The following is a 25,453-nucleotide window of genomic DNA, read 5'->3' as shown; positions in this document are numbered from 1 at the left end:
AGTCCATCATTTCGATTTTTCAAGATGACGGCGGATGCGTTCGGCAACTTCGATCACATGGGGATCGAACATCATTGATCCGTGGGTGCCGCCAACCCATTCAAGGGTCAGGGCATCACCCGCGACCCTTTGCCAGCCGCTATATTGATCGCCTTCGATGCTGGGTGCGGCGCGGGTTTCGGTTGTCGGGCGCAGCAGCAGGACATCAATCCCGTCAATTTTCGGCGGGACATAATGTACGGCGGCCAGTGCGTTATTCTGGAATACTGCAAGCAGGCGGCGCATGGTGCCGCGATCTGCCTCGTCAGGCAGAAGGTCGCAGTTTTTGCCGCGTTCCAGCAACAGGTCGATGCGTTCTTCGGGGGTGAGCGGACGCAATTCGTCAACCGTGACAAGGCCGAGTTCGGCAAAGATATCGGCAAGATATTCGGCCTCGCCCTTGCGCAGGATGGCGCGGACCGCATCGGGCACGGCAATCGCATCAAGCAGGATGATATTGCGCACATCGATCCCTGCCTGCTGCATGCGGAAGGCGGCCTCGAAGGCCAGCAATCCGCCGAAGCTCCAGCCGATGACATGGATCGGGCCGTCGGGAACGGTGTGGCGGATGGCAGGCATGTATGCGGCCACCATTTCCTCGACCGTTGGCTGCAAATTCTGGCCTTCTTCGAGGCCTTGGGCTTCGACCATGTAAAGCGGCTGATCGGGGCCGAATTCACGGGCAAGGTTTTGATAGCACAGCACATTGCCGCCGACCGGATGGAAGCAGATCATCGGTGGTTTGGTACCCGCTGCATTGACGGTGACAATCGGGCTTTTGGCGTCGCTTTCGTTTTCGCGTTCGGAAATGCGCGCGGCGAGCTTTTCGACCGAGGCACAGGTAAACAGATCGCCCAGCGGGATTTTGACGTCGGTAACCTTGTTGATTTTTGACAGGAACTGAACCGCAAGGACGCTGTGACCGCCGAGTTCAAAGAAATCGGCGGTGGCGTCATCGACGGTGCAATCAAGGACCTCGCCCATCAGGCGGGCAACGGTGCGTTCATGGTCGCTGCCAAGCGGCTTTGCGGTGGTGCTTGTGGCCTGATCGGTGTTTTCGGGGATGGGAAGGCGTGAAAGATCGATTTTGCCATTCACGGTCAGCGGAAGGTCATCCATCGTGATCAGATGGTTGGGCACCATATAGTTCGGCAGGGCCTGTTCAAGTTTTGCCCTACACGCCGCGATATCGAAATCGGCATGGGCATTGTCATCGGTCACGACATAACCGACCAGAACAACATTGCCGTTCTGATGACGGTCATGGGCGACCACGGCGGCACGGCGGATATGGGGATGGGCAAGCAGGGCATGTTCGACTTCGCCCAGTTCGATCCGGTTGCCGCGCACCTTGATCTGGCCGTCTTCGCGCCCAAGAAAAACGATTTCGCCATCATTGCGCCGCCGGCCCATATCGCCGCTGCGATAGAACCGGTTGCCGTTGTGATCGGTGACAAATTTGTGCGCGGTCAGGGCCGGGTCGTTCAGATAGCCGCGCGCGACACCGGCACCGCCGATGCGGATTTCGCCCGGAACACCATCGGGCAAGGGGCGGCCCATATCATCGCAGATTTCCACATGCACGCCCTGAATGGCCTTGCCAATTGGGGGCGGCAGAATCTGTTTATGGTTGTGCGCGGTCATCACATACTGGGCCGATGAAACGCAGCATTCCGTCGGGCCATAGGCATTGACCAGTTTGCGGTCGGTCTGGCCGGGCAGGGCAAAGAAACGTTCGACCAGTCGGGCGGAAACCGTTTCACCGCCCAGAACCACCATCCTAGCCGGGCAGGAAAGCCGGTTTTCTTCCCAGTAGTCAAGGAGCAGGGAAAACAGGCTTGGCGTTGCGTCAAGCTGATCAATTGCGTTGGCGACCATCAGGTGATGCAGGGCTTCCGGGTCGCTTCGCGTGGCCGATCCGGTGATGTTCAGGCAATGCCCGTTCAGGATGGCCGCGAAAATCTGAACGATGGAGCCGTCAAAGGCAAAGGGCGCGACACAGGTCAGGTTAAGGGCGCGGTCGGGAGCATCGGCACCGATCTGTTTTAACTGCGTATCGAGAACCGACTGGGCCAGATTTACAACCGAGCCATGTTCGATCATCACCCCCTTTGGCGTGCCGGTGGTACCGCTGGTGAACAGGACATAGGCAAGATCGTTTGCATTGGTTTCGGTTGCGGTGTGCGCATCGTTGGTCAGTGCGGCCAGATCGTGGCGGCGCTTTTGCGGCGGGGCAGGCTGTTTGGCAGCATCCGTTGTCAGGACGAAATCGAATGTGTAGGGGGCGGGATCGAACCCGTCGGCATCGATTGCGGATCGGTTGGCGGCAAAGCCGCCCTGTTCGCGTGCCCAGTCTTCAAGGAAGCACTGGGGGACAAACAGGTCTTCGAGGAAATCAAGTCGGGTATTGTATCCCTTGCCCACCGTGTCACGGGCAAACTGCGCCAGATCGGCAAGGTAATCATCGCGACGATCCGCATCCCAGACATTGCCAAGATAAATCGCTCCACCCGGTGCCAACAGGGTTTTTGCCTTTGCCAGGACCGTGCGCAGATAACCGTAGCCGGGGAAGTTTTCGATGACGCTGTTCATGATGATCAGGTCGAACGAGCCCGGTTCATAAACATCGATATCATGCGCGCCAAGCTGCCGACCGATAACATGGGTCATGCCAAGATTGATCGCCAGGGCCTCGGTCCGTTCGACGTTGCGACGCGACAGATCGGTCGCGACATAGGTGCTGACGACGGGGGCGACATGCTTCATGGTGAAACCGGATGCGCAGCCGATTTCAAGTACGCGGGCATCGCGTGATACCAGACCGGCGACCTTGTTGCGCGCATTTGCGCCAAAGGCATCCATCGCACTTTGCGCAATCGGCTGCCCGGTAAAGGCACTTTTCCAGCCACCCGCCAGAATGTTGTCGGCATCATCGCCGGCCAGATGATCCCACAGTTCAACCGACATCAGGGAACCGGGATTTTCCGTCAGGATATCAATATCGTCATGGTCAAGACACAGAATGTCGGTGACGGTTTTGCAGCGCCACTGCAACTGGTGCAGGTCGCCGATATGGGGGCCTTCGGAAATGATCAGCGGTAGTGCTGCATTGCGGACCAGTGTGGTGCGGCGGATCAGCGGTACATTCGGATCAAGCGGCACAAAGGCAAAACCGGCCTTAAGGACGCCAAGGGTTGCGGTGATGTAATGGCGGTTGCGCCCGGTCATCACGCCGACAAGCGATCCGGCGGGCAGGGCAAGCCCGGTAATGAAATGCGCGATACGATTGCTTTGGCGGTCCAGTTCGGCATAGCTGATTTCGCCGGTTTCATCGCGGGTTGCAATGCGATTGGGATGCGACGCGGCAATCGTTGCAAACCGGGTCACGATGCTGCCGGTTGTTGCCGATGGTCGGGAATCGGGTTGGTTGTCTGCCCCGGGTGGTGTGTCGAGAGTTTCAAAATCGAAATCGGCGATTTTCATTATGCATCCCTTTGGGCATTTTGTGCGGCGGCAGCGGCAAATTTGCCAAGGAAGGCCAACCAGCGCTGCATGGTTTCCGCATCGAACAGATCGGTGTCATATTCAAGGGTGAAGCGTGCCTGACCGGCTTCTTCGGTCAGGAACAGAATGATGTCATGTTTGGCCGTCGTGTTATCGACAAAGGCATCCATATTGGATGGCAGGATGCCGTCGGCATCGGGAGCCAGCAGCGGCAGACCGGATTGCGTCATATTGGTTACGGCTTCGAAGCGTTGATATTCGAACACCACATTAACCAGCGGCTGACGGTTGGATTTGCGTTTTGGTGCGACGGCCCGGACCAGTTCATCAAACGGGAAATCCTGCCGGTCCAGCGCATTGCCAATATTGATATGGGTGGTACGGATCAGGTCGCCAAGATCGGTGTCGTCGTCAAGCTGCATGCGGATCGGCAGGACATTGACAAAGAAGCCGATCAGGCCCTCGGTCTCGATACGTTCACGCCCGGCAACGCCCATGCCGATAACCATGTCAGGTTGGCGCGTCAGGCGATAGAGCATGGCGGAAAACAGCGACAGGCCAACCGATGACAGGGTTGTTTTGTTCCGGCTGGCGAGCTGGTGCAGGCCGGACAGGACGTCATCAGGCAGGGCAAGATGCACATGCGCGCCGCGGAAGGATTGTTTTTCCGGTACAGGGCGATCCGTTGGCAGATTGATCTGTTCCGGGGCATTGGCAAGCTGTTGACGCCAGTAATCGGCAGCATCGGCCCAATCCTGTCGGGATTGCCAATGGGCGAAATCCTTGTATGTGATCGGAAGTTGCGGCAGGGCATCGTTCCGCTGATGAAGGACGGCATCATAAAGCGCGCCAAGTTCGTTGATCAGGATGCGCGAAGACCAGCCATCGCCGACGATATGATGGGTCATCAGGATCATCAGGCTTTCATTGGCCGCCACCCGGATGACGCGCCCGCGGATCAGCGGCGGCTGATCGAGGATGATCGGTGTTGCCGCCTCAAGCCGGGTCAGACGAAGGGCTTCGCGGGCCGGATCGGCATGACCGGAAAGATCGTCAAACGCGACGGCGGGCGGGGTGGTGGCATGGATTTTCTGCGTGATCGTGCCGTCCTGTTCGGCAAAGCCCGTGCGCAATGTTTCATGACGGTCGACCAGCCGGGTCAGGGCGGATTGCAGGATATCGGCACGCAAATCACCGGTGCAGCGGAAGACATAAAGCATCCCATAGGCACCGCTGTTGCCGTCCATCTTTGAGAGCAGATAAAGCCGTTTTTGCGCGTGGCTGGCCGGGTAATGTTCCATTTCCGGTGCGGGCGGGATTTGGCCATTGCCGGTTGCGGCGATATCAATGGTGGCATTGTCGATATGGCGGGCAAGCCCCGCGACCGTCGGATCGGCAAAGAAGTCGGCCATGCTGATGCGTTTGCCGGTCCGATCCGCAATGCGGTTTACGATCCGGATTGCCATCAGACTGTGACCGCCAAGCTGGGTGAAGCTTGCGTGCCGGTTACGGATGGGGGTTGCGAAAACCTCGGTAAAGATATCGGCAACCAGTTTTTCGGCGGCGTTGGCGGGCGGGGTATCGGTGTTGCCGTCAAGGGCCAGCGCGCTCGATTGCGTGCGCACCGTTTCGAGCAGGGCCTTTCGGTCGACCTTGCCATTGGCGGTGATCGGGATGGCATCGACGATATGCCATTTCGCCGGGATCATGTAGCCGGGCAGATGTTGGCCAAGCCACGTCATCAGGGCAGGGAAATCGATATCCTGATTCTGTGTCGTCTGAATACAGCCGATGATCGCCCCACCATCAGGGGCGATCGAGTCAAACAGGGCAACCGCATTTTTGATGTCGGGTGTGGATTGAAGCTGTTGTTCGATTTCATCCAGTTCAATACGGAAACCGCGCAGTTTGATCTGATTGTCATGACGGCCGCCAAATTCGATTCGGCCCTCGCGGGTCCATCGGGTCAGGTCGCCGGTGCGATAGAGCCGTTCGCCGGGCTGATCGGGATCGGGGATGAACCGTTCGCAGGTCAGGTCGGGACGTTGCCAGTATTCGCGCGCCAGACGTGACCCGCCAATCATCAATTCGCCCCAGACGCCAACCGGGGTGCGTTGACCGTTCTGATCAAGGATCAGCGTTTTGGTACAGGGGATGGGTTTGCCGATGATGGTGGCATCGGTATCGCCCGACAGATCATTTTCGGTGATCGGGCCGACAACGGCAAAGGTCGTGCTTTCGGTCGGGCCATAACCGTTCAGAACCGTGACGTGCGGGCAGGCGGCGATAAAGGTGCGGACATGCTGTTTGCTGATCGCGTCCCCGCCGACCATCAGGATATCAAGCCCGGCAAGGGTGCGGGGATCATGATCGACCTGACGGTTGAACAGGCCGACGCTCATGAACATTTTCGTAACACCCGATTGCGACAGGGCATCGCCGAGTTTGGCCGGATCAAGCAGGTCATCGCGGTCAATCACGGCGATTTCCGCACCACGCAGCAAGGTCGCCCATATTTCAAAGGTCGAGGCATCAAATGCCAGTGGGCCTGCCTGTGCCACCACATCAGAGGCAACGATTTTGGCGTAATCCGCGCCCAATGCCAGCCGGCGTACTGCACCCTGTTCGATCAGAACCCCCTTGGGCGTTCCGGTCGAGCCGGAGGTATACATGATATAGGCAGGAAAACTGTCCGGGTTGGTCAGTTCGGGAAGGGTGAAATCGGCTGGTGCCGGGGCAATGCCCACAATATTGATCCGTTGCGGGGATGGATCGCCGGTTTCGGACAGGGAGCCAAGGGCGTCATGCCCGGCGTTATCAACCAGAACCAGTTTGGCCCCGCTGTCGGCAAGGATGAATTGATTGCGTGCCACCGGATAGGCCGGATCAAGCGGGACATATCCCGCGCCGATGGCGGTAATCGCGAGAATTGCGGCAATGGCCGGACGACCACGTTCAATATGCATTGCAACCAGATCGCCCGGTTCGATCCCGGCGGTTTGCAGGCAATTGGCAATGGCGCGCGCCTTGGCATGCAGTTCCCCAAAGGTCCATGTGCCATTGGTATCGCGGATGGCAGGGGCATCGGGGGTGACGGAGGCCTGATTGGCGAATATCGCAAAGATCCCGGCATTCGCATCCGCATCAAGGCTGGTTTCCGGTTGCGGACCCTGTTCCCAGATTTCGATATTTGCTTTCTGATCATCGGGCAGAAGATCCAGGGAGGCAATCGGTGCGGTGTTTGCGTTGGCGTCCGTGGCAACCAGTTTTTTCAGGGTTGTCGTAAAGATGTGACCGAGTTCGACCATGCGGGCGCGATCAAACATATCGACATAATAGTCGAACGAGATGACCATTCTTTCGGGAAGGTCGCGCACAAAGATCGCCAGATCGTTTTTGCATTGCTGCCGGCCAAGCCCAATGGGGCGCATGGATTTGGCTTGTTCGTCCGGTCCGTAATCGCCCTGTGCATAGTTCATATAGGATAGAGAAACTTCGGACAGCAGGGTGCGTTCGGGTTCGGCCGGTGGTGAGAGATCATCCAGTAGAAGATCCAGGAAATAGGCCCGGTGGCGGAGGGCATCAATATGATGGTTTTGCACCTTGTGCAGAAGAGATGCAAAGGTTTCATCATCGGCAATCTGCATGCGGAGTGGCAGAAGTGAAACCATCATGCCCGGCGCATCGCGGAAGCCAGCACCATCGCGCTGGTTGACCGGGACGCTGATGACCAGATCGTCGGTGGCGGCGATCCGGCCAAGGACGGCAAACCATGTTGCCATCATCAGCGAGAACATGGTCACACGTTGATCGGATGCGAATTTGCGGGCCGATTTCAGCACCGCCGGATCAAGATCAAACGCGACGATTTCCCCTGTGAAGCTATGGAAAGCCGGACGTTTGCGATCCGATGGCAGGTCGAGCCTCGGAAGTGGTCCCTGATACAGGGAGAGCCAGTAATCACGCGCGGTTTCAAGCCGCTTGCGGCTTTCGGGTAGATGGCTCCACCAGGCGTAATCGCGCAACTGATAGGGGACGGGTGGCAGGGGCTGCCCACGATAAATCGCCAGCAATTCCGACAGCAGCATTTCAATGGTAAAGCCATCGGAAACCGTATGATGGATATCAAAGAACAATGCCTTTTGGCCGTCGGCAGCACATAGCAGACGCCAGCGCGCGGGAATTTCCGTTGCCAGATCGAACGGCATGACAAGGTACACACCGGCATCTTCAAGCGATACGGAAGCATCAAGTTCGATCAGCGTCAGATCGGGCAGGGCGTCATGAAGTGGCAGAATTTTCATGACCCAGTCATCACCCTTGGCGATCAAGCGGGTGCGCAGGATTTCATGACGTTCCGTCAGGCGGATGATGGCATCACGCAAGCGATCAAGATCGACACTGTCGTCAAGCATGAAGGCATGGGGCAGGTTAAAGGCGGTGCCCAGATTGCCGCTTTGTTCGGCATGCAGAACCGAAACCTGTTCGGGGGCCAGCGGATAGAATTCCATTTCCGGCGCGCGGCGCGGATCGGTTTCAACCTCAACCTCGAGCTTGACCTTGGGCTGTGCCGGTTTTGGTGCCGGAGACAGGGAAACGGGCGATGGTTTCACAGTTTCAACTGATGGCGATATCTTTGTGGCCAGTGCCGTGATCGTCGGGGTTTCAAACAGGTCGGCAAGACCGATATTGCAGGCCAGTTCGGCATTCATGCGATCCACGATCTGCATGCCGGTTATGGAATCGCCGCCAAGGGCATAGAAATCCTCGTCCGGGTCGATGTTGTCATAGCCAAGGATTTCGGCCCAGATTTTTGCGATTTTATCCGTGGGATTGACCGGGCCCGTCGATATCGCCTCATGATACCTGGATGGTTCCGGCAGGTTGACATCGCCCGCCGGTGATGGGCCGAATTGTGCTGCAAGGTCGGATACCGTCGGTGCGGCAAACAGGTCCGAAATCGCCAGCGACAATTTCAGTTCGGCATTCATGCGATCCACGATCTGCATGCCGGTGATGGAATCCCCGCCAAGGGCAAAGAAATCATCATCCGGGGCGATGGCATCATAGCCGAGTGTTTCAGCCCAGATGGTGGCGATCTTTTGCGGGATATCCGGTGTCGATGGAGATGCAGATGCCGGTGCGGAAACGGGTTTTACCGGTTGTGCCGCTGTTTCACCAGCAAGGGCGGGATCAAGCACGACAAGCTGTGCGGCCGTGCTGTGCATCGCGTCGCGCCAGAAGACCGGGGCCTGTTGCGGGGTAATGGCGGCCCCGTCCTGAAGCGGAACATTGTGACGTGCGGCCATGCCCTGATCGGCAAGAGCGCACCAGTCGATGGTCAGGGCCGGGCGGCCCTGCGACCTGCGGTAACGGGCAAAACCGTCAAGGAAGGCGTTGGCCGCACTATAGGCGGCCTGACCGGGCACACCGACGATGGCCGTCAGGCTGCCGAACATGACAAAGGCCTGCACGGGGTCGTTAAGGGTCAGGGTGTCAAGATGACGGGCGCCGTTGATCTTGGCGGCCATGATGGTGTCGAACGCATCCATGTCGCGGACGGCAAGGAACCCGCCATCGGCAAGCCCGGCGGCATGGGCAATGGCCGTGATCGGGCCGAGACTATTTCGGATCGTGGCAAGCGTATCGGAAAGCGCGTCTTTGTCGGCAACGTCGCAGGTGTGGATTGATACCTTGATGCCGGTTGCGCGAAGGTGTGCAAGCTGTGTCCTTGTTGTTGCATCAAGGCCGTCTTCACCGCGACGGGCAAGCAGGGCAAGAGCCACTTTGCCGCCCATCGCCATTTCATCGGCAAGGGCCATGGCAAAGCCGCCGGTACCGCCAGTTACGACACAGACGCCATGATCGGGCCAGTTGGTTTTTGCCAGATTGTCATGCGCGGAAACCGGGCGGAGTTTGCGACAATAGCGGACCTGATTGCGATAAGCCGCAACCGGATCGTGGCCCGGTTCGGTTGCCAGCTCAGTACCGATATAAGCAAGGAAATCATCCGGTGCGATATCGGCAAAGGAGAGGACCAGGCGGGGTTCTTCGGCGCTTGCGGCGATGGCAACACCGGCTGCTGCACTTTGATCCGGGTTGGTGGGAATGGTATCGCCATTGATCTGATAGGCGCCGCATCCGGCAACGACAAACCGCATCCGCCCGCGCATGGTGCGCAGGATAGAACGTAGGCATCGGGCGGTGCGAAGGGCGATGTCTTCGCCCGGTTCCAAGGCCAGAATGACGTTTTGCGCCGTTGCCAGCATATCCTTGCCGGTGGTGGCAAGGGCATCGGGATGGATACGCAGGCAGGCAGGCGGGACCGGCCAGAAATCGCCATCGACAATCATCAGGGTGTTTTCGGGAACCGGTTGCATTTCAACCGTGCCCGGCAGCCAGTCAATTTCGAGCAGTTCCGGCATGGCGGATTCTGCTTTGCCGTTACTATCCCCCGAGAAACGAATGCCGCGTATGGTCAGGAGCAGTTTGTGGCTGTCGGCATCAAAGAAGGTGAAGTCGGCCTGCCCCGGATGACGACGGTCGGCACAGACAATGATATCGCCGCTAAACGGCGCGTGCAGTATGATTTCGTCAATGCCGACGGGGAGAGAGCCATTATCCTCGGCCGTCAGAATCATGCTGCATGCAATATCGGCCATGGCCGGATGAATGATCCAGTCGCGCAGGTCGGCATGATATTGCGGTTTCAGTTTCAGATGCATGATCGCCGTGGTTTCGTCCGCGCTGTAATGCATGGACGTCCGGCAATCCCAGCGGTCGCTGATCGTGATCGGGCCGATCTGAGGGGCATAAGGGGGGATATTGGCCGCAAGCGTACATTTTGCGCGCACATGGTCAAGCGACGGCAAATTGTCGCGGTGGCTGTTTGCCGGTGCATCATTCGTCCAGTGCGCGGTGGCAAAGACCGACCATTTGCCGTTTTTAAGGCGGCCACCCAGTTCGACATGACCGTCATTTCCAAGCAAAAGCGTTGCCGTGCCATCGGGCAGGGCATTGGGCAGAAGGGTCTTTTGCCATTTTAGGTCAGAAATATGTACCGACGGATCGCCCATGCCGTTTCGGGCCGCAGTTGCGATCATGGCGGGAACGGCCATGCCGACCAGTGTCGGTTGACCGTTCAGGTGATGTTCATTCGTCGGCCAGAAGGACGGGGAGGCGACCGGAATGGCAAAGCAGCGGCCCCTTTCGGTTTCGACCGGGCCGGTCATGATCGTGTTATCGGGTGCCCGGGTGTCGCCAAAGACCGGTTTGCAGACGATTTTCGCAAAAGGTGCATGGGGAAGGGATACGCGGCGTGCGCGCATATCTTCGGGCCAGATCAGATTGGCCCCTTCGAGCCATTGGCGCGCATTGGCCGTGGCATCGGCGGGATCACCTGAAACCGCCGGGACAGAGAACGCGGCAGGTTTGGGCGCGGCGCAATTTGCCGTGTCACCGGCGATCAAACCGGCAAGGGCGTGCAGAAGGCTTTGGCGATCCGATACCGAAACGGCGAAGCGATGCCGGAGCTGGTCGCGCCCGGTAGCAAGTGTGTGGCAGATGTCCCGGACATCAAGGGTGGTGTCATTGGCGATGTCGCGATGCAGTTTGGCGGCATAGTCGGTTAATGCGGCCTCGTTGGCAGCAGACAGCGCAAGGATGAAGGTCCCGTTTTGCGCGATATCATACGGTGCATTTGCGCTGCGTTTTGGGGCGGCTTCAAGGATGACGTGGGCGTTGATGCCGCTTAGCCCGAAGGAACTGACACCGGCACGTCTTGGTGCGCCACGGTCCGCCAACGGTTCAAGGCGGTTGGTCGGGCGTACTGGCGCACGCGCGAAATCAATCCGGCTGTTGGGGGTTTCAAAGAAGGGTTGCGGCGGGGCCTGATCAAAGCGTAATGCCATGATGGCGCGTGCAAGACCAAGTGCCCCCGCCGCCCCATCAAGATGGCCGTAATTCCCCTTGGCCGAGCCGATCAGGGCAAAGCCATTTTCATCCGTGCTTTGGGCGAAGGCGCGGGTCAGGCCATCGATTTCAATCGGATCGCCAAGCGACGTGCCGGTGCCGTGGGCTTCGATATAGGAAAGGGAGCCCAGTTCGATATCCGCCGTTTGCGCGGCCTGCCGGATCACATCGGCCTGCATGGCCGGGTTGGGGGCGGCCGCCCCGCTTGAGGCGCCGTCCTGATTGACGGCACTGCCGCGGATAATGGCATGAACGGGATCACCATCGGCGATGGCATTACCAAGCGGTTTGAGGACAAAGACAACGCTGCCTTCGCCCATGCCGGTGCCATCAGCGGCATCGTCAAAGGCGCGGGTACGGGCGGTGGAAGAATCAATCGTGAAGCCGCCATCGGCATCGGGCGGGCAGGGGATCAGTTTCGCGCCGCCGGCAAGGGCGACGGTGCATGTGCCGCTGCGCAAATTCTGGCAGGCCTGATGAACCGCGACCAAGGATGACGAGCAGGCGGTATCGACGATACTTGCCGGACCGCGCCAGTCCTTGAGGAAGGACAGGCGTGTGACCATGTTTGACGGCACGTTAAGGGCAAAAATCTGTTCGGCCTTGTCGCGTGCGACATGCTCCATCGCAATGCGCCATGCCGGGTTTGCCCCGCCACCGGCAAAAATGCCGACTTTCTGGCCACGCAGGGCCTGCCCGCCATAACCGGCATTTTCCATCGCCATCAGGGCGGTTTCGATAAACAACCGTTGTTCCGGGTCAATCAGGGCGGCATCCGCCGGGGCCATGCGGAAACGACCCGGATCGAAATCAAAGATGTGGTCAAGATAGGCCGCTTCGCGGAAGCGCGCGGGAACCGAACGGCCAATGGCGGCCATCATGTCGCGGGTTTCGTGGTCGCGTTCGGGCGGAAGCGGACGGACGCGATCCGCCCCACGGGCGACGTCGGCCCAGAATGTATCGATATCATCCGCCCCGGCAAGTTGCAGGCCGATACCGATCACCGCAATCGGTTCGTTAGTGGCAAGCGGCGCACCCTTTGCCGGTTCAGGATCGTCGGTTGCGATATCCAGTCCGGCCAGAAGTTCGGCCTGGCGGGCGATGGTGGGGCTTGCGAACAGATCGGCAATGCTGATCGTGCCGGGCCAGCGGGCATTGATTTTTTCATGCAGACGCAGCAGCAAAAGCGAATTGCCGCCGACATCAAAGAAGCCGTCGTCACGACCCGCGATCACACCAGGCAGGATTTCCTGCCACAGCCGTTGCAGAACCCGTTCCAGATTTTCCAGATCGGGATTATCGGCGTCGGATCTTGCGGCGATAGCCGGTTTTGATCTTCGGCTGGCGGTTTTGGGCGAACCGGCCATTGGTGTGCCCGAAAGGGCCTTTCGGTCGACCTTGCCGCTGCTGGTGAGGGGAAGATGATCAAGTGCAAAGAAACGTGCCGGGATCATGTATTCGGGCAGGCGCGTGCGCAGATGATCGCGCAGAATGCCAAGGGTGAGTGCATCATCGCCCAGCACAAAGGCATGCAATTCATCAAGACCGCCAACCCGGACCGCCTTGACCAATGCGCGTTCGACCAGATCGTGGCTTTCAATCGTGGTTTCGACTTCGCCGCATTCGATGCGGAAGCCGCGAATTTTGACCTGATGATCAATCCGACCGAGATATTCGACCGATCCGTCGGCAAGGAAGCGACCAAGATCACCGGTGCGATACAGTTTATGACCCGGATTGCGGGGATCGTCGGGGAACTTTTCGGTGGTTAGTTCCGGGCGGTTGCGATACCCAAGAGCGATCTGTGGCCCGCCCAGCACGATTTCACCCGCAATGCCAATCGGCATGTCGCCAAGTTTGTCATCAAGGATGCGAATGGTGGTGTTGGCAATTGGTTTGCCAATCGGCACGATATCGGGGTTTTCAAGTGGCGAGCAGGCATGCCATGTGACATCCACCGTCGCCTCGGTCGGGCCGTAAAGGTTATGCAGTTCGGTTCCGAAGCGATCAAATAGCAGATCGTTGAAGCGTTTTACCAGTGCCGGGTCGAGCGCCTCGCCACTGGCGAAAACGCGTTTGAGGCTGCCAAGATGTTCGATATCGACCAGCCCGTGTTCGACCGAAAACAGGAAACTTGCCAGCATCGAAGGCACGAAATGCATGGTGGTGACGCCATGATCGCGAATGGCCTGGGCAAGTTGTTGCGGATCGCGTTCAACACCCGGATCAGGCAGAACAATGCGTGCGCCCGTCCATGACCACCAGAACAGTTCCCAGACCGACACATCGAATGTGATCGGGGTTTTTTGCAAAATCACGTCATCGGGGCCAATCGGGAAGGCGTCCTGCATCCAGAGGATGCGGTTCAACACACCCCGATGGGCGATTTCGACACCCTTTGGGCGACCGGTCGAGCCGGATGTGAACAGCACATAGGCAAGGTCATCGGGTGCGTTGATTGCATCAGGGATATCGGCATCTTCGTGGCCATCGATGATCAGGACATTGTTGGCATCAAACAGGTCGGCCAGATCGGCGGTGGTGACGACGCGCGGATAGCCGAGATCATCAAGCATGTCCGTACGGCGCTGTTCGGGATGGTCGGGGTCAAGGGGGCTATATGCCGCACCGCATAGAAGAATCCCGTGAATCGCGGCCAGCATATCGACCGAACGACGCACGGCAACGCCGATGACATCGCCCGGTCCGACCGATGCCGCGCGCAGTTTTGCGGCAATCCCGGCAGCACGACGGGCGAATTGTTCGTAGCTTAGCGTTGCAGATGTTCCGATAACCGCCGGTGCGTCTGGCGTGGCACGGACCTGATCGATAAACGGTTCGGAAATGCTGCGTTCAATGACAAGGTCAAGATCGGTGGCATTGAATTGATCGATCCGGGTGCGCTCGTTCGCGGGCAAAATAGGTAATTCGGCGATTTTGGCGCTTGATGACGTGGACAGGGCCGCAACTGCAAGGATTTCAAGCCGGTTGAAAATTGCCTGAATGGTGGATTTGTCAAACAGGTCGGTATCAAATTCGATCTGACACAGCAGGGCGTCGTTCTGTTTGCTGAAATAGAACGCAAGATCGAATTTCGAGAACGGGAATTCGGTTTTCAGCAGCGAGAGTTCGGCATCGCCGAGTTTTCCAAGGTTAGGTATGCTGTCCTGCCAGGCGACCAGAACATCAAACAGCGGATTGCGGGCGGGATCGCGCGGCGCATTGACTGCGGCGACCACATCCTCGAACGGGGCGGCCTGATCGGACAGGGCATCAATGATGGTTTTGCCGGTTTGGGCCAGATGATCGTCAAATCCGGCGTTTGGATCAACATTCTGGCGCAGGACGACGGTGTTGACAAAGAAGCCGACCACATCATCAAGGGCGGTCTGTTCACGGCCGGCCACCAGCATGCCAAGCGGGATATCGGTCTGCCCGCATTGGCGGTACATCAGGATTTGCACCAAAGCGGTCAGAATGGAAAAGGCGGTTGTGCCATGCCGATCCGCCGCATCGTTGATCAGACGCGTGGTTTGTTCGCCAAAGGCAATTTCGTTGAAATCACCGGCAAAACGACGGACTTTGGGTCGGCGTCGGTCCGATGGCAGGGCCAGTGGTTCGGGCAGGGGCAACAGCCGTTCTTTCCAGCGGGCCAGCAAATCCTTGCCCCCGGTCGAGTTTAAATAACCATGTTGCCAGCTTGCAAAATCCTCGTAATGCCGGTCGAGTAACGGCAAGGAAGCAGCGGTTGCACCGGTTTCGGCGGCATAAAGGGCGGCAAGATCGCGCAGCAATGTCGGCATCGACCAGCCATCGCAAATCGCATGATGCAGGGAAACCAGCATCCAGTGACGTTTGGGGGCGAGCGTGATCAGATCGGCCCGTGCCAATGGTTTGTTTTCAAGATCGAACGGACGAACGGTTTCGCGTGCGATGAACAGGCGGGCGGGGCCTTCGTCCATTTGATGGCGGCCAAGAACCCATGAACCGGCGGGTGCCAGATACTGGCTGACGCCATCGGGATGATGCGGATCAGATTTGAAGCGCAGGCGCAGCGCATGTTGCCGTTCTTCAAGTTTGTGCAGGGCGGCCTGCAAGGCATCGGCATCAATCGGACCATTGATTTCAAACGCGGCGGGGACGGAATAGACCGCCATGTCGGGCTGCATGCGTTGCAAAACCCAAAGGCGGGCCTGTCCGCTTGAAAGCGGGAATTTCGGGCCGTCTGCCTTGGGGATCCGGAATTGTTTGCCATTCTGTTTATGGTTGGCAAGAAGGGTTGCTATCCCGCCGACTGTCCGGGCAACAAAGATATCCTGAAGTTTCGGGCGAATGCCGGTGGATTTTTCGAGCAATCCGGCAAGGCGCATGGCGACAAGGCTGTGCCCGCCCAGTGCAAAGAAATCCGATGACGGGGTGATGTCCCGGTTGCCAAACAGGGCCCTGAATTGTTCGGTAACGATCTGTTCCAGTTCGTTGCCGGTCGCAGCGTTGCCGGTTTGGGGGACAAGTGGTGCCGTATCTGTCAGGGCATGAAGAAGCTGTTTTCGATCCACCTTGCCATTCACATTGACTGGCAGATGATCAAGCACGAGAAACCGTTCGGGGATCATGTAATCGGGCAGATTGCGGCCAAGGACCTGCATCCAGATGGTGCTGTTATCCTGATCGGCGGCGATGGCCGCCCCAAGGAAGGCATCGGCACCAGAGTCGGCGGCAATCACGCAGGCATTGCGAATGCCATCGATTTCGGCAAGGCGTTTTTCAATGGCGGCGGTTTCAATCCGGTGCCCGCGAATTTTGACCTGCCCGTCACCGCGGCCGCCAAATTCAATTACACCATCCGCCCGCCAGCGCGCACGGTCGCCGGTTTTGTAAAGGCGCGTTTCGGGCAAATGATCGAACGTGACGAATGCCTTGGCGGTGCGTTCGGGCGCGCCGGAATATCCCAGTGCCAGCCCGTCGCCTGCGGCGTAAAGTTCGCCCCAGACCCCGGTTGGAACCGGTTGACCGCCGGTATCAAGAATATAGGTGCGGGTATTGCCAATCGGTCGTCCAATCGGGATGTTTGCCGATTGGACGTCTTGAGCCGTGATCGGGTGGATACAGGTAAAGGTCGTATTTTCCGTCGGGCCGTAGCCGTTGATCAGGGCCAGGTCCGGGCAGGCGGCCATGACTTTTTGCAGGTGAGCTGGACTGAGCACCTCGCCCCCGGAAAGCAGTCTTTTGAGCGGGGCAAAGCAACCCGGGGCATCATCGGCGATCCGGTTAAACAGGCTTGCGGTCAGCCACATGGTGGTGACACCGCCATCTTTAAGGGCATTGTGAAGGGATTCTGGATCAAACAGGGTTTCGTTATCGATCAGAACCAGTCTGCCACCATTCAGAAGCGGGGCCCAGATTTCAAGGGTTGCGGCATCAAAGCCAAGCGATGCGGCCTGTGCCATGACATCGGTGTCATCAAACGCAAGCGCCCGGTTATTGACAACCAGACGTGCCACTGCCCGGTTGGGGATCAGCACCCCCTTGGGGGCGCCGGTGGAGCCGGAGGTAAACATGACATAAGCCAGATCATCGCCGGATCGTCTGGTAAAGGTCGCATCGGATGTTGCGTTGGTGTCGGGAAGACGGGCAATACGAACGCGACCAGACAGGCCCGACAGGCGTTCAAATTCGGCGTCGTCACACAGCAAAATACCGGCACCGCATTCGGCCATCAGGGTGGCAATAGCATCGCCGGGCAGCGATTTATCAATCGGCAGATAGGCCGCCCCATGCCATGCAATGCCCAGAAGGGTGATAATCGCATCAAGAGAACGATCGGCGGCCAGAGCAACAATCGAACCGGGCGCAACATCAAGAGCATCAAGCCCGGCAGAAATGGCGGCAACCCGTTGGCCCAACATGCGATAAGTGATTTTTCGATCACGATCTTGCAGGGCGACCTTGTCCGCATTGGCTGGCTTGGCGATTTGCCGGGCGAGTAATTCACCAAGACCGCAGTCGTGCGGGTAATCCGATGCAGTATCGTTCAGCGTGATGGACAGGTGGTCGCGTTCGTCTTCGGGCAGCAGATCAACAAGGCCAAGCGGCATGTCCGGGTTTTTGGCAAGCGCACGTGCAAAGGTCAGGAAACGTTTTGCAAAGCGTTCAGCCCATGCGTTGCCATAGATGTTACTTTGATATTCGACAGCCAAAAATGTTTCCGCGCCGTTTTTCATCATGCCGATCATCAGGGGGAATTTACCCGCGCCGAAGTCGAGATCTTCGATCACGAACGGGCTGTCGGAGGTTTCCATTACATGAACGGCATCGAATGGCTGGCCTATCGGGCCCTGTGCCGCCTGTGTCAGATCGTGAACCAGACGCGACAGGGGGTAATCCTGAACATCGAGTATGGACAGGACCTCGTGCCCGACCTGTCTGGTCAGGTTTTCAAGGGTGCCTGTCATATCGGGTTTGATCGCGACAGGCAGGAGATTCACAAAGCAGCCCATAGACTGCATGGTTTCCCTGTCCCTGCGGCCGGCAAAAGGCAGCCCGATGATGGCTGTGGCGTTTTCCTTGTGCCGTGCGATCACTGCGATGGTGAGTGCTGCCCAGAGTGTGGTCTGGGTCGTTTTGCGGGTATGGCTGGCAAGCTTTGCAACGGCTTCGGCGTCTTGCCCCGTCAGTTCGATCAAAAAGCGTTTGCCGTCGCCATTGCTGTCTGTTGCCGGATCGTCAGGCAGTCCGACAGATAACAACTTATCGGTTCGTGACGACCAGAATTTCCGAGCGATTTCGCCGCGTTCCCGATCCAAATTGTAATGCGCGTTGCGCACAAGTTTTTCGATGTCGGGAATGTTTCCGGGGGGATTTCCGGCAAGAATGGCAAGAAGCTCTTTTTGCAGCAACATGACCGATTGACCATCAAAGCACAGATGATCGATTGCCATGGCCAGTTGCGGGACTTGTCCATCGTCATGTCCGACATAGCCAAACCGGGCCAAAGGACCGGTGGCGAGATCAAAAAGATCATGACGAATTTCACGGGTGGTTTCGATCTTGCGCACGCTTACAGGCATGTAGGCATGCACGCGCTGGATCAGTTGCCCATCCTGTTCGACAAAGGTCGATCTGAGGGCATCATGGCGCTTGACAATGGTGGCGATGGCATCGCGGACCGCACTGAAACCGGTTCCTTCGGGAAGGGAAAAGCCCGTGACGATATGGTAATTCGCACTTGTCGGCTGGTCGCGCCGTGCAATCCATTGTCCTTCGATGGCGGGATGGGCCGGGAAGGATTTGAGGATCGGACCGGCGCTGGAACCCTTGGTGTCTGGTTCGGAGGGTGCGCGCAGCAGGCCGATGATTTCAGCCTTCAGGTCACGGGTTTCGGATTTCAGGGCATCGTCAAACGCACCGGTCGGGGCATCAAAACAAAGATCGTGCCCGTTGGCATGCAGGCTTAGCGCAATGTCGCGCTGACGAAGTTTATCAAGCAGGGTGCGTGCGGTTTGCGTGCGGCGAAACAGCTGATCGGTATTCATTACAGCACTCCCTGTTCGCGTGATGGAAGGGGGGCTGTTGCAGTTGGTTTTGCTGTTGTCGCTGGCGCTGGCTGGGGATTGGTCGGCGTGCTGTTTGTATCAAAGGATGCAAGCAGGTTGGCAACACCCGAAGCCGTGCGGCCTTCAAACATTACGGCAGCCGGAATTTCGGCGGCCAGGATTTCGGAAAGCCGTGTTGCGATCCGCACTGCGAATAAGGAGTCCCCGCCAAGTTCAAAGAAGTCATCATCGGGACCGATGGTCGGATCGCCAAACATATTGCGCCAGACGTCCAGAATGGTGGCCTGCCGGTGCATGTTTGCGTTTGGTTCATTCTGTGCATTCTGTGCATTCTGTGCATTCTGTGCCGGTGGCGATGTGACTTCTGCCGATGTGGCAGGGGCTGCGAAAGATTGCAGGTCGGATGTTGTGGTGGTTCCCTTGTCCGGCCAGAACCGGCGTCGATCAAAGGCATAGGTCGGCAATGGAATGCGGCGGGCATCATGGGATTGGTTGACCTTGTCCCAATCGGGCGACGTGCCCATGACCCAAAGTCTGGCAATCGTTCCGGCCAGTGCATTTGAGCCGGTGATGACGGCATCTGTTTTTCGGGCGGCATCGGGGGCAGGTTGCAGGGCCATGCTGTTTCCCGTCGGGGTACCGTTGACGATGGCAAGGCGGCTTGCCGTGTTGCCAAAACCGCATTCGACCATGATCGTTTCGGGCATTTCGGCGATAAGTCCCTTGATATTATCGGCAAAGCGCACCGCATTGCGCAGATGTTGAACCCAGTAATCGGGGCTTGTGGCGTCTTCGGGTGTCAGCCAGTTACCGGTCAGGTTGGACTGGATCGGAAGGGTTGGCGCGTTCAGCCTGATTTTGGCGACCGTATTGCGGAATTCGTCGAGAACCGGTTCCATCATGCGTGAATGGAAGGCATGGGAAACCACAAGCCGACGACCGGATTTCCCTTGAGCCGTGATATGATCTTCAAGTGCGTCGATGCATTCGGTGCTGCCTGCCACCACGCATTGACGCGGTCCGTTGATTGCGGCCATCGACAGATCGGGGCCAAAGGCCGACAGAAGATCACCGACCTCGGCCTCGGCCATGGACAGGGCAAACATTGATCCCGGTTCGGTCTGGCCCATCAGGCGACCGCGCATCACCACAAGGCGAAGCGCATCGTCAAAGGACATAACCCCGCCAATACAGGCGGCGACATATTCGCCGATGCTGTGCCCGGCCAGTGCCGCAGGAGAAATGCCATTTTCGATCAGCCAGTTTGCCAGCGCATATTCATAAATGAACAGGGCGGGCTGGGCTATTTCGGTGCGTGCCATGCGGTTTGCGGTTGCCGGGCTTTCATCAGGCACGGTCAGCAAGTCAAACAGATCATCGGGGCCACCGGTTTGTGCCACATGCAGGCAGGCATTGCGTATCCGTTCTGCTGATGCGTGATCGGCGGCACAAAGATCTTTAGCCATGCCCGGTCGTTGCGATCCCTGACCGGGGAACAGGAAGGTGATGGAAGGAGTGTTGCGTCTGGCAACGGATTGGTGATGGGCGGGCGATTTCGGATTTGTCAGGGAGGAAATCGCAGCGTTGATGTCGGTGGCAACGATGGCGGCCCTGAAACGATAGGCGCGGCGGCACGACAAGCTGTTGGCCACATCGGATATCGCCATGCCTGATCCGTGGCGGTCAAGCCAGCTTGCGGTGTTGGTCAGAAGTTTCTGCAAGGCGGTTTCGCTTGCCGCCGAGAACGGTAGGATATGGGGAATATCGTTTTGTGTCTGGCGTGATGCCGGTCCATCGAAACGGGGGGCCTCCTCGATAATCACATGCGCATTGGTGCCGCCAACCCCGAAGCTGCTGATGCCCGCGCGCAGCGGTTCATCATCATTATTCGACAATGGTTGAACGGTATTGTTTATTCGAAAAGGTCCCTGATCCAGACCAAGGTTTTCGTTCGGTTGATTGAAATGGCAGGTCGGCGGGAATGCCCGGTGGCGGATTGCCAATACGGCCTTGATCAGACCGGCAATTCCGGCGGCACTGTCCAGATGGCCGATATTGCCCTTGACCGAGCCAAGCCAGATCGGATGCGTTGGCCTTGCATCGGCCTTTGCATAAACCTTGTTCAGTGCGGCGATCTCTATCGGGTCGCCAAGGGCTGTTGCGGTGCCGTGGCCTTCGACAAAGCGGATGGTGGATGGATCGATTTGGGCGTCGTCAAGGGCCGTCTGGATGGCTTTTGCCTGACCATCGACACTGGGGGCGGTAAAGGCGGCTTTTGCAGAGCCGTCATTACTCATACCGACACCTTTGATGATCGCATGAATGGTATCCCTGTCGGCAATGGCATCATCAAGACGTTTCAGAAGAATAATGGCCGCACCGCTGCCGCCGACAACGCCGTCTGCCTTGCTGTCGAACGGGCGGCAGACGCCGCTTCGTGATCCGATGCCGCCCTGCGTGAAATAATATCCGCCAGCCGGGCTGATCCCAAGGGAGGCACCACCGGCAAGGGCGACACGGCATTGGCCGGACCGCAATGCATTTACGGCAAGCGCAATATTGACAAGACCGGTCGAGCATGCGGTCGAGGATGCGATGGCCGGGCCGGTCAGGTTCAGCTTGTAGGCAAGCCGTGTGGCGGCGAAGTCCTTGTCATTGCCGATTGTTACGCCATACCGGATCGCATCGGGGCGGTCGCGCAGGCTGTCGCGCAGGCTGTCGACCAGATAGGTCGGGAAACCGACGCCAACATAGGCACCGACAGGGCCGTCGCGCGCCGGATCACAAGACCCGTCTTCCATCGCGCCAAGGGCGACTTCAAGCAGCAGGCGTTGTTGGGGATCGGTTTCGATGACTTCGCCCGCAGTCATGGCAAACGGGGCGGGATCGAACATATCGATATCGTCGAGAATCCCGTGACGTGCGACGAAATCGGCGTCTTCGAGCGCCGATGGATCGCCGCCCATTGCGCTTAGCCGCGAAATATCGACATCCTTTATCTGATTGATCCCGTTTTCAAGCATTGACCAGAAGGCGTCGGGATCATTCGCACCGGGCAGGCGCATCGCCATGCCGATAATCGCAATGTCGTGATTCTCAGACACATTGCGTTGGGACTTTACTGGGTCGGCCTGTACGGTTTCGGGGGGGGCTTGGTCATCGGCACAAAGGTGACGGGCAAAGGAATTGATGGTCGGATGATTGAATATTTCGACCGACGCGATATTGCGACCGGCAAGTTTTGACAGGGCAAACTGGGCACGTGGCACCAGCAATGAATGGGCACCGGCTTCAAACAGGTTGGTGTCAAATTCAATTTCGTCGGTTTCGATCAAATCCATCCAGATTTTGGCAATTTTATCTGCCAGTTGAAGGATGCGCATCTGATCGGGTTTACGGACCGCTGGTTGCGGGCTGGTGGCTTGGGCAACAGGTTGCTTGCTGTCGCGGAGTGCGGCAAATTCAGCAAGTGCTTTACGGTCGATTTTGCCCGACGGCAGCAGTGGAAGCGTTTCTGCCCATTCAAGGCGGGTCGGAACCGCTGCGTCGGACAGGTGGTGCGCCAGTTCGCCACGCACGGTGCCAATGTCGGGCCGCGACGAAGGGTTTCCGTTGGATAGAAGATAACCGATCAGTTCGCCGCCATGATTGGTTTTGACATACGATACGGCAGCCCGTCCAACGCCGGAAACACGCGAAAGCTGGTATTCGATTTCCCCGATTTCAATACGTTGCCCGCGGATTTTGACCTGCTCGTCCGTGCGCCCATGATAATAAAGCAGCCCGTCTTCGCCCCAGGAAACCAGATCGCCACTGCGATAAAAGGTTTCACCGGTCTCGCCAGTCGGGTCTTTGATAAACTTTTCAGCGGTTACTGCGGGCATATTGATATAGCCGCGATTAAGCCCGATCCCGCCGAGGTAAATCTCGCCCGGAACACCAAGCGGCACCCGTTTTCCGTCCTCATCAAGTATCCGGACAAATGCCCCCCTGTCGACGCAGCCAAGCGGGATGTTTTTGGTTTTGATGTCCCTTGGGATCAGATGGGTAGCGGCATGGATTGTGGCTTCGGTCGGGCCATAGCAGTTCCAGATATCGGCAGACTCGAAAACGGAATAAAGCCGCCGGGAAAGTGTTGGTTGCAGGACCTCGCCGCCAATGATCATTCGGCGCAATTTGAAATTGCCATCTGCCGGAATGGCATCAATCACACTTTCATAAAATGATGGCACCGACATAAGGTGGGTGACATGGTGTCGCGCTACACCGTTCCAGAATTTATGCCCGTCGCTGAGTATCGCATGGGTCATCAGCCACATACGATGGCCACAGATCAACCCGACACAGAATTGATGCATCCACGGATCAAATCCGAGCGATGGGAACAGTCCTATAGTTTCAGGATTGCCGTTTTCATGTGATCCGATGCCGAATAGCGCAATGGCGACGTCGATCTTGTCGGCAAGGGATTGGTGATGAACGGGAACCGGTTTTGGTTGCCCGGTTGAACCCGACGTATGGAAGACAAAGGCAATATCGTCACCGCAAATATCGGCACGGACATCTTCCAAGACGGTTCTGCCGTCAATGCCCGGCACGGCGTTGATATCCTTCACCGTGATGGTGGTGTTGCCGATCTCGCGCCATGCGTCGGTGTTGTCACTCAGAACAAGTCGGCAATCAAGATGACGTGTCATCGACGCGTTGCGTGCGACGGGCTGCAACGGGTCGAGCTGCACGCAGACTGCCCCGCATTTCAGGACGCCGATCACAGCGGCAATTTGCTGCGCGCTCGGCGAGACATTCATGCCGACAAAGTCACCCGCTGCAATCCCGCTTTGGCGCAGGTGATGCGCAACGGCATTGGCCATGTGGCCCAGCGTTGCAAAGGTGACTTCGTGGCCATCATCGGTGATCAGCGCGATATCGCCGGGGCGTGATGATATGGCGTGCTGAATTCGGTCAGGAATGAGTCGTTCGGGAACCGGTCTTGTGAATGCCGCGCCGGTTTCAAGTTTGCGGATAACGGCAAGCTCGTCCAATGGCGGTGCGGCAATCGTCGCAATTTCCTGTTCCGGGTCGTCCAGTGCACGGGACAGGAAATGACGGAAACGGTCGGCGATGCGGGTAACGGATTTAACGTCGTGACAAGCGGTATCATATTGCCAGATGATTTCGGCTTCCTGCCTGTCCGGGCTTATGGCCTGCATCATATAGATCAGGCCAAGGTCGGTGACCGGCCCGTTATAGATATTGACCCGGCGCGTATCGATCCCGGTAAAGGATAAGGGTTCTGCCCCGTCCAGACTGTTGAAAAAGGCACCGCCGCCCGACAGGCCCCTGGCACCCAGCCTTGCCGCACGCATGCGCGGCGCGCCAAGGCGCATATGCCGGACATCGCGACGCGCCCGGGCAAAGATATCGCGGGCCAATTCCGAAAAACGTGAGTGTTTTCCCAAATCGGCATCGAAGGGCACGATATAGGAAAATGCCCCCGGCGTATGGCGTTCCACCCGTCCCATCCGGTTTAGAAGCGGCATGGTGACGGTCGGGTGTTTGATATGGGTGACCTGACCCAGCAGGATGAAATATGTGGCCATGACAATCGCGGTGGGCGATGTGCCGCAGGCTTTGGCCGTCTGGGTCAGTCTGGCAAGTTCCTGACCATCCAGCGTCTGTTCCAGCCGGGCCTGAATCAGCTTTCCCGATGGTTTGTCGGATGAAAACCGCGTGATCGCGTGATCGTTTTGCAGGCGTTCCTGCCAATAGACAAGGTCACGTTGATAGGCCGGTGTTTCGGGATAGGTCGCGTCAGCAGCGATAAAGTCGCCATAGGACCCGAATGTGCTTTCGGGGACGGCAGTACCGGTTTTAAGTGCGCTGTAAATTTCCGCCGCGCGTTGCGCCATCAAATGCCCGGCATATCCGTCACAGACCAGATGATGATAGACCCGAACCCACCAGTAACGTCCCGTGCCCAGTTGCAACAGGCGATGGCGGCAATGATATCCGTTTTCCGGGTCAAGCGGACGGCGGCGGATTTCCTCGACTTCGTTATTGGCGATCAGAACCGGATCATCGGTAAAACTTAAATCGATGACGCTGAAATCGGTTTCGCGGCAGTCATCGGCAAAGGTCTGAAACGGATTGCCGCCTTCTGATGCAAAGCGCAGACGCAGGGCGTCATTTTCCTGATCGGTTTGGACAATTGCCTTGTAAAGGGCTGCAATATCAAGATCGCCCTCGAACCGGATGACGCTGCAAATATTGTAATTTGCGCAATCGTCGCCTTCGGCCCAGTCAAGCCATATGCTCGACTGCGGCGTTGTAAGCGGTTCTCCCTGCCGTTCTGTCCCCGGCGCAAACGTGTTTGTGCGCTTCTGCAA

At 57.9% G+C, this 25,453-nt stretch carries 3 protein-coding genes; all 3 read right to left on the bottom strand.

What is annotated here, in order from left to right:
* Positions 1-6: 6 nt before the first annotated feature.
* From LG297_RS12215 to LG297_RS12205, 3 genes are read right to left on the bottom strand one after another with little or no spacing between them, the layout of a single operon-like run.
* On the bottom strand, positions 7-3,522 hold the full coding sequence (locus tag LG297_RS12215) for an alpha/beta fold hydrolase (RefSeq protein WP_404420598.1): 3,516 nt from the start codon (positions 3,520-3,522) through the stop codon (positions 7-9).
* Positions 3,522-19,046, bottom strand: a complete 15,525-nt coding sequence (locus tag LG297_RS12210; RefSeq protein ID WP_404420596.1) for an amino acid adenylation domain-containing protein — start codon at positions 19,044-19,046, stop codon at positions 3,522-3,524. The genes LG297_RS12215 and LG297_RS12210 overlap by 1 nt, the downstream gene beginning before the upstream one ends.
* Positions 19,046-25,453 carry an amino acid adenylation domain-containing protein gene (locus LG297_RS12205; protein WP_404420594.1) on the bottom strand — a complete coding sequence of 2,136 codons (6,408 nt, stop codon included), beginning with the start codon at positions 25,451-25,453 and terminating at the stop codon, positions 19,046-19,048. Before LG297_RS12205 ends, LG297_RS12210 begins: the two co-directional genes overlap by 1 nt.

Origin of the sequence: Thalassospira australica (assembly GCF_044790785.1) — a bacterium.
Classification (GTDB): Bacteria; Pseudomonadota; Alphaproteobacteria; order Rhodospirillales; family Thalassospiraceae; genus Thalassospira; species Thalassospira australica_A.
This window is presented reverse-complemented; position numbering and strand designations above follow the sequence as displayed.

Coding starts and splice junctions, on each gene's coding strand:
- LG297_RS12210 (WP_404420596.1), bottom strand. CDS start 19,046: ATGAATACCGATCAGCTGTTTCGCCGCACGCAAACCGCACGCACCCTG.
- LG297_RS12215 (WP_404420598.1), bottom strand. CDS start 3,522: ATGAAAATCGCCGATTTCGATTTTGAAACTCTCGACACACCACCCGGG.